Below are 12,781 nucleotides of genomic sequence, written 5' to 3'. Positions count from 1 at the left end.
ACAAGAATAGTTTACAAAAATTTTTCGCCTAGTAAAAGAGATTCTCCCTTTATCGTTTTTTAGAGCCTATAACAATACTTCCTCTGGTCTCTTTAAAATCTAAATGGATCCAGGTTAAGTTCGTTGATTTTCTCCATAAAGTTTATAAGGCTTAAGAATCCTTTCCCCCGTAGGTGAGCAATATGAAAGTTTGGAATGAAAACAATACGAAAAACTTTGCAAATGTCCAGGATAGAGAGGATGTATTTTCAGTAGTTTTTATGGTGAGCTACTGCCATCATCATTGACAACTCTTCTATAATTAAGACTAACTTAGATCCACTGTTGAAATTGAAATTCATTTTAAAGCTCACAGGAGGGGATTTTTTTGAAAAAAGACTTATTTTCCGAATCAGTTAGGTTAGCGTATACTGTAAAAAACTTAAGGAGAACCTTTGAGCTTTGGGGGTATAAGGAAATATTCCTACCTAGTGTGGAAGAATATTCCCCCAATTTAAGGAAAGGTACAAAGTTTGCATATAACAATAAATTCTATATGTTCAAACCAGATCCAACGTCCCAAATCCTTGCAAATTTAAAAGAGAAAAGAGAGCTAAAGCTCTACTACATCCTTGAGGTTCTCAACGGAACAACAAAAGGAGAATGGCAAGCTGGAATTGAGTTCATTGGCGGGAATGATTTGATGGTACAAGTTGAAGGAATATTAATTGCAATAACAGCATTGGAAAGCCTCGGAATAAACGAGTTCTACATTGATGTAGGCAGTTTGGAAGTGTGGAAAAGAGCCCTGAAGGGAATAGAAGAGTATAAACCCCAGATAATTACTGCATTAAGTAGACGGAACTTTGAAAAAATAGAAGGTCTCCCCATACCTTCAGCAAAAAAGGAAGAACTTTGGAAGCTTTTCAACTTCAGAGGAAAGAAGTGTGAATACCAAAAATTAAACAAGATAATTGAAGCAGTTGATGATAAAAGGGTCTTTGTGGATTTTGGAACTATTAGAATTCTTCCATATTACAGTGACATTATCTTCGAAGTATACTCACCAAAATTTGGAAAACCTATTGGAGGCGGGGGAGAATACGAGATTAAAGGCATGAAAGCATTTGGATTCGCTTTTGACTTAAAAGCCATTCTAAAGCTTTACGAAGGAGACCTAGAAAAAACTAGGAAAATTATTAGTGGAGAGCTTAAAGAGGCCTATAACAAAGCAAAACAGCTTGTAAGACTTGGAATACCAGTGGAGGTGAGAAAATGAGGTTCGTTCTTCCAAAGGGTCGTCTTTTAACAGGCTCTGTGGAGATATTACAAAAAGCTGGTATAGAGGTGAGACTACCCCAGGGTCGCGAATTAATGACTAAAAATGGAGAATACAGCTTTTTGCTTGCAAAATCCTTTGATGTCCCAGTTTATGTGGAGCATGGAATCGACATTGGCATAGCTGGAAGCGACATTGTAGAAGAGAGAGAAAGCGACGTATTTGTTCCCCTTGAACTACCCTTTGGTAAATGTAGGCTTAGCCTAGCCATCCCAAAGGAAAAAAGTGTAAAAGTTGAGGAAATGGATGGATTTAGAATTGCCACCAAGTACACTAACCTCACTAGAAAATTCTTTAATGAGAAGGGTATCGAAGTAGAAATAATAAAACTACACGGAAGCACTGAACTAGCTCCAAAAATTGGAATAGCCGATGCCATAGTTGATATCGTTGAAACTGGAAATACATTACTGGCTAATGGCCTAATTGAATTGGAAAAAATAATGGATATTTCAGCAGTTCTTATAGTAAATAGAATATGCCAAAAAACCAGATTTGAAGAGATTAATGGCCTTATTTTAAAACTTAAAGGAGTTGTTGAAGATGAGTTTTGAATTAGAGAGTTATGTAGCCCAAATCTTAAGAGATATACAAAAAAGAGGTATTGATGCTATTAGAGAGTACTCAAGGAAGTTTGACGGCTACGATGGAGAGTTCTTGGTGAGAGAGGAAGAGTTTGAAGAAGCTGAGAGGCTGATTCCAGAGGAAGACAAGCAAGTAATCGCAAGGATTATCGAGCGCGTTAGAGAATACCACGAGAAACAGCTTGAAAACGACAAACTTTACATAAAGAACGCATCGCTTTACGGCATAATCTACAAGCCAATTAGGAGGATAGGAATCTATGTCCCGGGAGGAAAACCTCTCCCCTCATCACTCATAATGACTGGAGTTCCGGCTAAGATAGCTGGCGTTAGAGAGATAGTTGTTACCATACCGCCGAAAGATGGGAAAGTCAACCCATACGTCCTCTACGTTGCAAAGCTCCTCGGCATTAAAGAGGTCTACAAGCTCGGTGGAATCCAAGCGATTGGAGCAATGGCCTACGGCATTGGAATGAAGAAAGTGGACAAAATCTTTGGCCCCGGGAACAAGTTCGTGAATGAAGCTAAGAGGCAGGTCTTTGGTGCTGTTGGGATTGACAGCTTAGCTGGCCCTTCGGAGATAGCAGTAATAGCCGATGAAAGTGCAAATAAAGATTATGTCTTGGCTGATCTGATCTCCCAATTAGAGCACGGAAAAGACTCAAAGGCTTGGCTCCTCACGACTTCAAAAGAGTTAGCAGAATACTGCAACAAGGAGGGCGTTAAGGTTGTCCTGTGCGAAAGCTTAGAGGAGTGTGCGGAAAAGGTCAATGAGATTGCTCCAGAGCACTTGGAGATACTCACAAAAGAGCCTCTAAAGCTTGTGGACTTAATCGAAAATGCCGGGGCGATTTATTTGGGAGAGTACACACCGGTTCCAGCAGCGGATTACTTCTTGGGAGTCAATCACGTCCTTCCAACGGGTGGAGCGGCTAAGTTCAGCTCGGTTTTAACGGTTATGGACTTTATGAAGAGGATAAGCTTAGCCTACGTGAGCAGGGAGGAGTTTTTGGCAGAGAGATATTTGGGGATTCGCTTAGCGGAGATCGAGGGCATGGAACAACACAAGAGGAGCATGGAAATAAGGAGGTAGTATTTATGAGGCGCAAAACAAGAGAAACGGACATAACTGTTGAGCTCGGCAGTGAGGGAGGAATAAAGACTGGCGATAAAGTCTTTGACCACCTCCTCACTGCTTTATTCTTTTACATGCGTGAAGCTGTTAACGTGAGCGCTGAGTGGGACTTAAGACATCACCTATGGGAGGATTTGGGCATAGTCCTTGGAGAAGAGCTTAGGGAGAAAATTAAGGGCAAGAAAATAGCGCGCTTTGGGAATGCAATAATGCCGATGGATGATGCATTAGTCCTGGTTGCTGTAGATATCTCGAGATCTTACCTAAACCTCGAGCTTGATTTCAAAGAGAGCGAAGAAGGATTTGAGCTCACTTTAGTTAGGGAGTTCCTCTGGGCTTTAGCAAGGACTCTTAATGCTACAATTCACGTGAAGCAACTGAGCGGAGTTAATGCCCACCACATAGTTGAAGCGACCTTTAAAGGACTTGGGATTGCCCTAAGACAGGCCTTAAGTGAGAGCGAGCGTTTGGAGAGCACGAAAGGGGTGTTGTAATGATAGCCATAGTGGATTTAGGGATTGGGAATCTGGCAAATGTTAGAAAAGCCTTAGGTGGAACAGTCACGAGCGACCCCTATGAGATTGAGAGGGCTGATAAAATTGTGCTTCCAGGAGTGGGGAACTTTGGAGCAGTAATGAAAAGGCTTGAGCCTCTAAAAGGGACGATCTTAGATGCGATCAATGAAGGAAAGCCATTCCTTGGTATATGCTTAGGGATGCAGCTTTTATTTGAGTGGAGCGAAGAAAGCGAGGGAGAAGGCTTGGGAGTCTTTAGGGGCAATGTAGTGAAATTTAGAGGCGTTAGAGTTCCCCACATAGGCTGGAATCAAGTTTTTCCTGCTAAAGAGTGCCCACTCTTTGAGGGAGTCAAAAGCGGGAGCTACTTCTACTTCGTGCACTCCTACTATGTAAATCCCCAAGACAAAGAACTGATTGCAGCTATAACGGACTATGAGTCAAAGGGAAAGGAAGTAGTCTTTCCATCGGCAGTTTGCAAAGATAATGTCTTTGGAGTTCAGTTTCACCCAGAAAAGTCGAGCAAAAATGGGTTGAAGCTTTTAGAAAACTTCAGGAGGCTGTGAGATGAGGGTTTACCCTGCAATAGATTTAATGAGCGGGAAAGCTGTGAGGCTCTACAAGGGTAAAAAAGAGAGCGTAAAAGTTTATGGAGATCCAGTAGAGATAGCTAAGGATTTTGCTAAGCTTCTCGATAAGATACACGTCGTTGACTTGGATGGGGCCTTTGAAGGAAAGCCAAAGAATCTCGACATCGTGAGGGGAATAATAGAGGAGACGGGGCTGAAGATTCAAGTAGGTGGAGGCTTTAGGGACTATGAGAGCATAGCGAAAGCCTACTCAATTGGCGTTGAGAACGTCATAATAGGCACGAAAGCCTTTGATTTGGGGTTTTTAGAAAAGGTAACGCAGGATTTTGGAGGGATAACTGTAAGCTTAGATGCCAGAGGCGGAAGGATAGCTGTAAAAGGCTGGGAAGAGGAGAGCTCAATAAGTGTTGAGGAAGCCTACGAAATGCTTAGAAAATACGTTAATAGGTTCATTTACACGGCAATAGAAAAGGACGGCACATTAACGGGAATTGAAAAAATAGAGCGCTTCTGGGGCAGAGAGGAGTTCATCTATGCCGGTGGAGTTTCAAGCGTTGAAGATATCCTAAAGCTAAAAGAAATCGGATTTTCTGGAGCAATAGTTGGAAAAGCTCTCTATGAAGAGAAAATAAGCTTAGAAGAGATTTTGGAGGTATTGTGATGCTCGCTAAAAGGATTATCGCAGCTCTGGACATAAAAGAGGGAAGAGTTGTAAAGGGAATAAAGTTTCAGAATATCAGAGATGCCGGAGATCCAGTAGAGCTGGCAAAGCGCTATGAGGAGGAGGGAATAGATGAGATAGTTTTCCTCGACATTACAGCATCACACGAAAAAAGGCAAATTCTCCTCGATTTGGTAAAGAGGATAGCCGAGGAGATTTATGTCCCCTTCACGGTTGGGGGAGGGATTAAGAGCATCGAGGAGATTAGAGAAATAATAAAGAGCGGTGCCGATAAAGTTTTCCTCAACACGGCAGCTGTTGACAATCCAAAGCTTGTAAGCGAAGTGGCAAAAGTTGTTGGCTCCGCAAATCTGGTGATAGCAATTGATGCAAAGTGGAATGGGAAGTTTTGGGAGGTTTATACTCACGGAGGAAGAAAAGCGAGAGGGATAGATGCAGTAGACTGGGCTAAAGAGGTCGAATGTTTGGGAGCTGGTGAAATTTTGCTCACTTCTATGGACACGGACGGAACGCAGGAGGGCTTTGATATACCCCTAACTAAGGCAATAGTTGAAGCTGTTGACATTCCCGTTATTGCCTCTGGAGGTGCCGGAAGTCCAGAGCACTTCTACGAAGCGTTTGAAATTGGAGCTAGCGCGGCTTTGGCTGCATCAATCTTTCACTATGGGAAGTACACCGTTAGAGAGCTTAAGAAGTATTTAGCGAGGAGGGGTGTGAATGTCAGACTTGAATGAGCTTATAAAGCAAGTTGACTGGAAGAAGAGCGAAATAGTTCCGGTTATTGTGCAGAGCGTTGATGGAGAGGTTTTGACTCTGGCTTATATGAATGAGGAAGCGCTGAGAAAGACATTAGAGACTGGTTATGCATATTATTATTCAAGGAGTCAAAGGAGAATTAGGATGAAAGGCGAGGTTAGCGGGAACGTTCAAAAAGTCAAAGAGATAAAGATAGACTGCGACAGTGATGCTTTGCTTTTAATAGTTGAGCAGGTTGGCGTAGCCTGCCACACCAGCAATAGAAGTTGCTTTTACAGGAAATTAGGAGAACCAGAGAGGGAAGTTGGGGGGATTGACTATTCGTTGACAATTTTGAGGGAGCTTGAGGAGGTCATAAAGCAGCGCAAAGAAAATCCAAAAGAAGGTTCCTACACTTCAAGACTTTTCAAAGAGGGGAAAGAGAAGATATACAAGAAATTCGGGGAAGAAGCAGTGGAAGTTTTGGTCGCTGAAGAAAGAGAGAGAATAATATATGAAACGGCTGATTTAATCTATCACCTCTTAGTTTTGCTCGCTTATAATGGGATAAGCCTAGGTGAGGTTATGAAGGAGCTTAGGGGGAGGAGAAGGTGAAGGTCAGTGGAGTAGTTAAGGACTTTAAGCCGTATAATGTTTTAGAGGGAAACTATAGAATCTGGCTCGATAAGAACGAGAACCCCTTTGATGTTCCGGCGGAGATTAAGGAAGAAATCTTCGAAGAGCTTAAAAACCTCCCCTTCAACCGCTATCCACACATCACCTCTGATCCTTTAAGAGAGAGGATAGCCGAGTTTTTAGGGTTTGAAAAGGAAAACGTAATAGTTGGAAACGGGAGTGACGAACTGATAAGCCTAATTTTGAAGCTCTTTGAAGGAGAGAACATAGTCATAAGTTCCCCGACCTTTGGAATGTATGACTTCTTTGCAAAGCTGGAGGGGATTGATTTAGTTGATGTTCCATTGGATGAACGCTTTAAGCTCCAGAACATCGAGGATTATGCAGAAAACGCCAAGACTATCTTTATCTGCTCTCCAAACAACCCCACGGGCAACACTCAAGAGAGGGAAAAGATAATAAGCGTCCTTGAAACCGGTGTCCCCGTGGTTTTAGATGAAGCGTATATAGAGTTTGCAAAGAGCAGTAACGTTGATTTGGTCAATGACTACGACAATTTAATAGTTCTGAGAACATTCTCAAAGGCTTTTGGGCTTGCCGGGATTAGGGTTGGTTATGCAGTCGCAAGTAAAGAGATAATAGACTATCTTCACCGAATCAAAACCCCCTTTGCGCTGAACTCTCTTTCAATGAAGATAGCAGAGCTTATGCTTGACCATTATGATTTAGTTAAACAAAACATCAATTACATAATTAAAGAGCGCGAAAGGATTTACAAAGAGTTCAAAGACCACGCATATCCAAGCGAAGCAAACTTTCTGCTTATGTGCTTGAATGCCTATGAATTTCTTCTTGATAGAGGTATCGTGGTGAGAAAGCTTGGTGGAAGGCTGGACGGTCACATAAGGGTTACCGTAGGCAGAAAGGAGGAAAACGACGAGCTGATTAAAGTGTTGAAGGAGTTTTTGGAAAAAGATTATTGATTGCCTGCATGAGCTATAATTCAGGGGGTTAACTAATGAAGGAGCTAAAATGGCTAATCTTTGATGTTGACGGTGTTTTAATTGACGTGAGCGAGAGCTACGACTTAGCAACAAAGTTCACAGTGGAATACTTCCTAAAGGAGCTCGGCAGAGAAAAAGAGATTGACGTAGAAATTATAAGGAAGCTGAGGAGAAAAGGGGCATTTGGAGACGATTTTAAAGTCAGTGAAGCTTTAATAGGATTTGCCCTAAATGGTAATGTAGAAGAGTTCGTTGAGTGTTTTCCTGAAGGAGAAGGAATAAAATGGGTCAGGAAAAGGTTTGGGACTATTGTTGAGCCGGATGAAATTGAAAGAATTTTCAACACCTTTTACCTGGGTGAATACTATAAAGAGAGAGCTTTTGATTTTGATGGCCTATGGAAGAAAGAGAAACCGATAGTCAAGAGAGAGCTCCTAGAAAGAGCAAGTGAAAAGTTTAAGCTTGCTGTTATAACTGGAAGGAACAGACTTGAGCTTAAATTAGCCGAAGAACTCATTGGCTTTCATTTTGAAAGTGCAGTTACAAGAGAGCTTTATATTAAACCAGATCCAAAAGCCCTTTGGCATCTGGTTAGAGGAGAAAACGGAGTTTACATAGGTGATACTATAAACGACAGCCTTTTGGTGGAAAATTACAAAAAGGAATACGGAGAGAATTTTGAGTTTATGATGATTGGCAGGGATGTTAAAGACGTGAATAAGGCTATAGAAGAGCTACTAGGGAAGCGTATGTAAAGTGTTTTGACAATAGCTGCAGCTCATTGATGTTTTTGCATAAATATCTTTCATTTTTACTATCTGAAATCCTCACCCTTTAGAACAGAGAAGGCAGATTTTTAATTGCAATATTTGATAGTTTTAAAGAATTGGCACTTTATCAAGATGTTGTACAGACATTTCTATAATATTGTCAAAAATTCAAAAGCATTTTGAAAAATATTATAAGTTACGGCAAAATGCCACCACTAAGCTGACACCAGGTGGTGAGTTATGAGGATAGCTGTGATAGGAGCTGGAACTATAGGGAGCGCCGTTGCAAAAGCCCTGGCTGAAGAGGGGTATGGGGTGGTGGCAACAAGGAGGAAGGTCGAAAAGGTGGAGTGGCTTGAGAATTACGGGGTTGATGTCTCGAATGATAATAAAGTCGCTGCTGAAAAAGCAGATGTAATTATTCTCGCAGTAAAGCCAAACAAAGTCAGAAAAGTCCTCGAAGAGATAAATCCTGCTGTTGAAGGGAAAATTCTCATTTCATTTGCTGCGGGTCTCTCGCTGAACTTCCTTAAGAGGTTGACAGCTGCAAAACTTGTGAGAGCAATGCCAAATATAGCGGTTCTTGTGAAAGAGTCTTTTACCGCGTATACAGCTGATGATTTAGATAGGAAGGAAATTGAACTTGTTGAGAAAATATTTAGGGCTTTTGGTAGGTGTGTTAGAGTTGACGAAGAGTATATGGATGCTATAACCGGATTAAGTGGTTCTGGACCAGCCTATGTCTCAGTGTTCCTTGAATCGTTGATATATGGGGGACTAAAAGTGGGCCTTCCAAGAGATACTGCACTTTTAGCGGCTGCTCAAACACTCTTAGGTACAGCAAAGCTTTTGCTTGAAACCAACCTCCACCCAGCCCAGATAAGGGACATGGTGATAACTCCGGGAGGAACTACGATAGATGGCATCTTTGAGCTTGAAGATAGTAGGTTTAGGACAGCAATAATGAAAGCCGTGGACGCAGCGACGAAGAAGTCAAAGATTCTGTCGCTTGAGATTAAATAAAGAGAGGAAGTTATATTTTTGCCCTCTCAAACTCTTCCTTTCTATCCAAAGGCTTTGTAGCATCAATGCCCCACTTCGCAGTAAAGCCCCTCTCTCCCGAGGGATCGAGGGAAGAACCGCGAGCGTTGGGGATTACAACGAGGTCTCTATCCGCTTGGAAGCGAGTAGCTATTGCCCACTCTATGTCTCTGTCATCGTAAATATCAATATCTTCGTCCACAACCACCACATGTTTTAGACTTGGGTGGCCAGAGAACGCAGCCAAAATAGCATTTTTCCCATCGCCATCGTGCTGCTTTGTGATGCTTACAACTGCGTGGAGCCACATTGCTCCTCCCTCTGTGAGTCTTACTCCATGAACCTTTGGAACTACTTGCTTGACAGTTTTGTATATCTGAGGCTCCTTAGGAAGACCCATAAGCATGTAATGTTCATATCCACTTGAAAACAAAGCATGAAAAATCGGCTTTTCAACATGATACATTTTCTCAAATACTACTACTGGTTGTTCTCTAACTATATCATATGTCCCAGTTATATCGACAAAGGGGCCCTCCTTGTCAAGTTCAGGAAGAATTTTTGCCTCAAAGACAAATTCACTCTCTACCGGGACAGGGATCCCCTTCACCTCCACAACTTCCAAAGGTTTCCCGAAGGCCATTTCTCTCATCGCTGATGCTATGTTTAACTCGCTAACTCCATATTGTGGACTTGTAGCTGCAGCGAGTAATATATGGATAGGATTACCGACAATTATCCTTACATCAAGCTCCTCGCCATGCTCCGCTTTTTCTTTCCACATCGCATAAAGATGTCTTGGAACGAGTCTTACCGTGGCAGTTTTCTCATCTCTTACCATTGTCCTGTGATACGAGAGGTTTACAAAATCCCCATCCTTAGCTATATAGATAGCCGAAGTAAAGTACTGACCACCATCTTTTGGGAAATAATGAGGCACAGGGAGGTCTTTAAGTGAGAAGTCTTTTGTGGAATTCTTAAAGAACTCTGCTTCACTAACCTCTTTATAAGGCCTGGGAGTATCCATTGCCTTCATCATAAAATGAAGAAGTTCTGACCTCTTTATCCCCAGATATTTAGATATTCTTTCTCTAGTACTCCAAAGATTCCCCATAACTTCCCATCCATCCACATTCCTAAAAAGAATCGGCTGATCTTTGTGCTGAAGGAGATATTTGGTTATTTCAAATTTCTTATTAATTGGTTTATCAATAACTATCGTTTCATCTTGAAATTGAGTAAGTATCTCTCTGAGCATCTGCTATCACCTTTTCAAAATTACTCTGAGCTTATGATAAACTTTTTGGAACATTTCATTTATTTCATATATTTCTATTGAATATTTTTCAGAAAGATAGAGAAAAACCTATAAAGGAGAATTCCCAAAAGTCCTATTTGAGTTGCTATGAGGGTAGTAACATTAAGAATTCCGGATAAGTCTGCATTGGCATATGTGGAGAAAGCAGATCCCAAAGTATACTTTATGATATATGAGGAATTAACATATAGAAAAAGTTTCGGTAAATGGGAAAAACCTGAAAGTCTTTATAATCCCCACGCAAAGTCCTTTCCGGTGGGGCTAATTCCAAGAGTAAAGGCCCTTCTTAATTCTAAAGGATATAGAGTCAGAATTATTGATGAACGAGAAATTACAGGTGTCGAGATAAACGGAACTTGGAACGACAAATATCAACTTAGAAGATATCAACAAAGGGCGGTTAAAAAAGCTTTAAGAACAAGCATGGGAGTTTTAGCCCTTCCTGTGGGAAGTGGAAAAACCATAATAGGACTTAGACTTATTTATGAACTTAACTTATCAACTTTGGTAGTGGTACACACAAAAGAACTTCTTTACCAATGGGCCGATAATATTAGAGAAGTTTTGGGAATAGAACCAGGACTCGTGGGAGATAATAACTGGGATGAGAAACCTGTAACTGTAGCTATGATACAAACTCTGCTTTCAAGAGGAGTGAACAAACTCAAAAAACAGTATGCAATTCTAATGTTTGACGAATGCCACAGGACTTCGGCCGCTGAAAAGTTCTATGAGCTTGGAATTAGCCTTCCCCAAAAATTTAGATTCGGATTATCTGCAACCCCCTGGAGAAGGATTAAGGGTGAGGAACTGAAGATAGAAGGGGCCATTGGACCGATTATTTATGAAATAAAGGCCGAAGATCTAATTAAAGAAAAGTTTTTGGCAAAGCCGAGATTCATGATAATAGGATACGAATCTTCAATGCCCCCTCTGGCAGAACGATACAAAGAGCTCTATGAAGAGATAATAATGGAAAATGAAGAAAGAAACAAGGCAATAGTGAAAACTGCATATAAGCTTGCAAAGCAAGGACACAGAGTACTAATCGACGTAAAACGAATAGAACATGGCAAAATACTGATAGAAATGCTCAAAAAGAAAGGTATAAATGCAGAATTTCTAAGCTCCCAAACTCCAAACAGATGGGAAATTTTTGAAAAGTTTAGAAATGGAGAAATTAATGTACTTATATCTACATTATTAAAGGAAGGTGTGGACATTCCAGAAATTTCGGCTATAATCCTTGCAGGTGGAGGAAAAAGCGATATTATGACAATCCAGACGATAGGAAGAGCCTTGAGGCCCAAAGGAGGCAGTAATGCAATTATAGTAGATATAAAAGATGAAGACCCTCTGCTCTTTACTCACTTCATAGAGAGACAAAAAGCCCTGAAGCAGTATTATGGAAAATACTACGACAAAGAACTCGAAAAGATTATAAAGAAGTAATCCAGTCCTCAAAGATTGCCGCTCTTGTTAGGTGCATCCTAAACCTTTCAAAAAATTCTCTTTTAACTTTTTCAATTGCATAACTATCTTTCTTAAACTCTATATTTTCATACTTGATTTGCCATAAGACAAGATTTTCCGGAGGGGCTGGAGGGAGTTTTTTATCCACTTTTTCTTTTAACATAAAACTTATCTCTTCTTCCGAAAAAATTCCCATTCCACAGAATTTAAGAGCAGTGACTATTCTTCTCACCATCTCCCAAAGAAAACTCTCTCCTTCAACTTCTATCATGATTATCCTCCCTCTGGGAATCACATCAATTCTCCGTATAACCCGTACAGGATTTTTAAACTCTTCAAGACGAGCAAAATTTGAGAAATCATGTTCTCCAATAAAGAGCTCAGCACACGATTTAAGTTTTACTAAATCAATTCCTTCATTAAAAAGATAGTAGCGGTAAACCTTACCCATGGCCCAAAATCTTGGATGGAAATCCTCAGGGACACTTGCATTCCCCAAAACCCATACATCATTAAGATAGTGATTTAAAATCCTTGGTTCAGTAAGATCCGGTCTATTTGTATCAAACGCAATTACATTACCAAATGCCGAAACTCCCCTATCCGTGCGAGAGGCCCCCTTGAAATTGGCTTCTCGAATATCCTCAATTATCCCGAGCTTTTTTAGTACCCTGATCACTTCTCCCTCAACTGTTCGAAGCCCAGGCTGTCGTTGAAACCCATAAAACCCAGTGCCATCGTAGGCTATCTTTAACGCTATTCTCATATTGGATAGATGATTAGGAGAATATAAAAGGATTATTGGGATAAAGTGTAGTTTACAAATAGCAAGGTCAATATGTCCAGTTGATGTATCTTATAGTTCATCATTTTTGAAAATTTGACAACAAACGAAGGACAAAAGCTAAAACCTCTTTTTCTTAGAAAATTCGGGGGTGTAAAAAATGACCATTGAACTGGATATTGAGATTCAAGAGTCC

14 protein-coding genes are annotated in these 12,781 nt (G+C 40.8%); 12 read left to right on the top strand and 2 right to left on the bottom strand.

From position 1 onward, the window contains the following. Positions 1-367: 367 nt before the first annotated feature. The 11 genes from K1720_RS06250 (at position 368) to proC (ending at position 8,992) form a co-directional block, all read left to right on the top strand. Entirely contained in the window at positions 368-1,258 is an 891-nt protein-coding gene (locus K1720_RS06250) for an ATP phosphoribosyltransferase regulatory subunit (RefSeq protein WP_251947727.1), read from the top strand. Continuing rightward, complete coding sequence (gene hisG, locus K1720_RS06245; protein ID WP_251947724.1) at positions 1,255-1,872, top strand: ATP phosphoribosyltransferase; 618 nt, start codon at positions 1,255-1,257, stop codon at positions 1,870-1,872. The genes K1720_RS06250 and hisG overlap by 4 nt, the downstream gene beginning before the upstream one ends. Continuing rightward, positions 1,862-2,995 carry a histidinol dehydrogenase gene (hisD, locus tag K1720_RS06240; RefSeq protein WP_251947721.1) on the top strand — a complete coding sequence of 378 codons (1,134 nt, stop codon included), beginning with the start codon at positions 1,862-1,864 and terminating at the stop codon, positions 2,993-2,995. The genes hisG and hisD overlap by 11 nt, the downstream gene beginning before the upstream one ends. 5 nt (positions 2,996-3,000) lie before the next feature. Next, the gene (hisB, locus tag K1720_RS06235) at positions 3,001-3,531 is read left to right on the top strand and encodes an imidazoleglycerol-phosphate dehydratase HisB (protein WP_251947719.1); all 531 of its coding nucleotides are present in this window, start codon (positions 3,001-3,003) and stop codon (positions 3,529-3,531) included. Then, positions 3,531-4,118: an imidazole glycerol phosphate synthase subunit HisH gene (gene hisH, locus K1720_RS06230; protein WP_251947716.1), complete on the top strand. Its 588-nt coding sequence runs from the start codon at positions 3,531-3,533 to the stop codon at positions 4,116-4,118. Before hisB ends, hisH begins: the two co-directional genes overlap by 1 nt. Before the next feature lies 1 nt (position 4,119). Next, on the top strand, positions 4,120-4,803 hold the full coding sequence (gene hisA / locus K1720_RS06225; protein WP_251947713.1) for a 1-(5-phosphoribosyl)-5-((5-phosphoribosylamino)methylideneamino)imidazole-4-carboxamide isomerase: 684 nt from the start codon (positions 4,120-4,122) through the stop codon (positions 4,801-4,803). After that, positions 4,803-5,558: an imidazole glycerol phosphate synthase subunit HisF gene (gene hisF / locus K1720_RS06220; protein ID WP_251947711.1), complete on the top strand. Its 756-nt coding sequence runs from the start codon at positions 4,803-4,805 to the stop codon at positions 5,556-5,558. Before hisA ends, hisF begins: the two co-directional genes overlap by 1 nt. Further along, a complete protein-coding gene (gene hisIE, locus K1720_RS06215; RefSeq protein WP_251947707.1) occupies positions 5,542-6,174 on the top strand; it encodes a bifunctional phosphoribosyl-AMP cyclohydrolase/phosphoribosyl-ATP diphosphatase HisIE in 633 nt (210 codons plus the stop codon). Before hisF ends, hisIE begins: the two co-directional genes overlap by 17 nt. Further along, positions 6,171-7,178, top strand: coding sequence for a histidinol-phosphate transaminase (hisC, locus tag K1720_RS06210; protein WP_251947704.1), 1,008 nt, complete (start codon positions 6,171-6,173; stop codon positions 7,176-7,178). The genes hisIE and hisC overlap by 4 nt, the downstream gene beginning before the upstream one ends. A gap of 35 nt (positions 7,179-7,213) precedes the next feature. Next, entirely contained in the window at positions 7,214-7,954 is a 741-nt protein-coding gene (locus K1720_RS06205; protein WP_251947701.1) for an HAD family hydrolase, read from the top strand. A 255-nt stretch (positions 7,955-8,209) separates the two neighbouring features. After that, entirely contained in the window at positions 8,210-8,992 is a 783-nt protein-coding gene (gene proC / locus K1720_RS06200) for a pyrroline-5-carboxylate reductase (protein WP_251947699.1), read from the top strand. 10 nt (positions 8,993-9,002) lie between these two features. Here the strand turns inward: proC and K1720_RS06195 are convergent, their stop codons facing one another. Then, on the bottom strand, positions 9,003-10,268 hold the full coding sequence (locus tag K1720_RS06195) for a UbiD family decarboxylase (protein WP_251947696.1): 1,266 nt from the start codon (positions 10,266-10,268) through the stop codon (positions 9,003-9,005). A gap of 147 nt (positions 10,269-10,415) precedes the next feature. On the opposite strand from K1720_RS06195, the gene K1720_RS06190 reads away from it, so the two are divergent. Beyond that, positions 10,416-11,780: a DEAD/DEAH box helicase gene (locus K1720_RS06190; RefSeq protein ID WP_251947693.1), complete on the top strand. Its 1,365-nt coding sequence runs from the start codon at positions 10,416-10,418 to the stop codon at positions 11,778-11,780. Here K1720_RS06190 and truA read toward each other — a convergent pair. Continuing rightward, complete coding sequence (truA, locus tag K1720_RS06185) at positions 11,767-12,567, bottom strand: tRNA pseudouridine(38-40) synthase TruA (protein ID WP_251947690.1); 801 nt, start codon at positions 12,565-12,567, stop codon at positions 11,767-11,769. The two genes, K1720_RS06190 and truA, sit on opposite strands and share 14 nt — an antisense overlap. Positions 12,568-12,781 lie beyond the last annotated feature (214 nt).

The sequence above is a fragment of the Thermococcus argininiproducens genome, from assembly GCF_023746595.1.
In the GTDB taxonomy this organism is placed as follows: Archaea; Methanobacteriota_B; Thermococci; order Thermococcales; family Thermococcaceae; genus Thermococcus_A; species Thermococcus_A argininiproducens.
The sequence above is the reverse complement of the archived record's forward strand: the minus strand, read 5'-3'. Positions and strand labels throughout refer to the sequence as shown.

What these genes read in the sequence shown, in the direction of transcription:
- hisG (WP_251947724.1), top strand. Translation starts at nt 1,255, where the DNA reads ATGAGGTTCGTTCTTCCAAAGGGTCGTCTTTTAACAGGCTCTGTGGAG.
- hisD (WP_251947721.1), top strand. Translation starts at nt 1,862, where the DNA reads ATGAGTTTTGAATTAGAGAGTTATGTAGCCCAAATCTTAAGAGATATA.
- hisB (WP_251947719.1), top strand. Translation starts at nt 3,001, where the DNA reads ATGAGGCGCAAAACAAGAGAAACGGACATAACTGTTGAGCTCGGCAGT.
- hisH (WP_251947716.1), top strand. Translation starts at nt 3,531, where the DNA reads ATGATAGCCATAGTGGATTTAGGGATTGGGAATCTGGCAAATGTTAGA.
- hisA (WP_251947713.1), top strand. Translation starts at nt 4,120, where the DNA reads ATGAGGGTTTACCCTGCAATAGATTTAATGAGCGGGAAAGCTGTGAGG.
- hisF (WP_251947711.1), top strand. Translation starts at nt 4,803, where the DNA reads ATGCTCGCTAAAAGGATTATCGCAGCTCTGGACATAAAAGAGGGAAGA.
- hisIE (WP_251947707.1), top strand. Translation starts at nt 5,542, where the DNA reads ATGTCAGACTTGAATGAGCTTATAAAGCAAGTTGACTGGAAGAAGAGC.
- K1720_RS06205 (WP_251947701.1), top strand. Translation starts at nt 7,214, where the DNA reads ATGAAGGAGCTAAAATGGCTAATCTTTGATGTTGACGGTGTTTTAATT.
- proC (WP_251947699.1), top strand. Translation starts at nt 8,210, where the DNA reads ATGAGGATAGCTGTGATAGGAGCTGGAACTATAGGGAGCGCCGTTGCA.
- K1720_RS06195 (WP_251947696.1), bottom strand. Translation starts at nt 10,268, where the DNA reads ATGCTCAGAGAGATACTTACTCAATTTCAAGATGAAACGATAGTTATT.
- K1720_RS06190 (WP_251947693.1), top strand. Translation starts at nt 10,416, where the DNA reads ATGAGGGTAGTAACATTAAGAATTCCGGATAAGTCTGCATTGGCATAT.
- truA (WP_251947690.1), bottom strand. Translation starts at nt 12,567, where the DNA reads ATGAGAATAGCGTTAAAGATAGCCTACGATGGCACTGGGTTTTATGGG.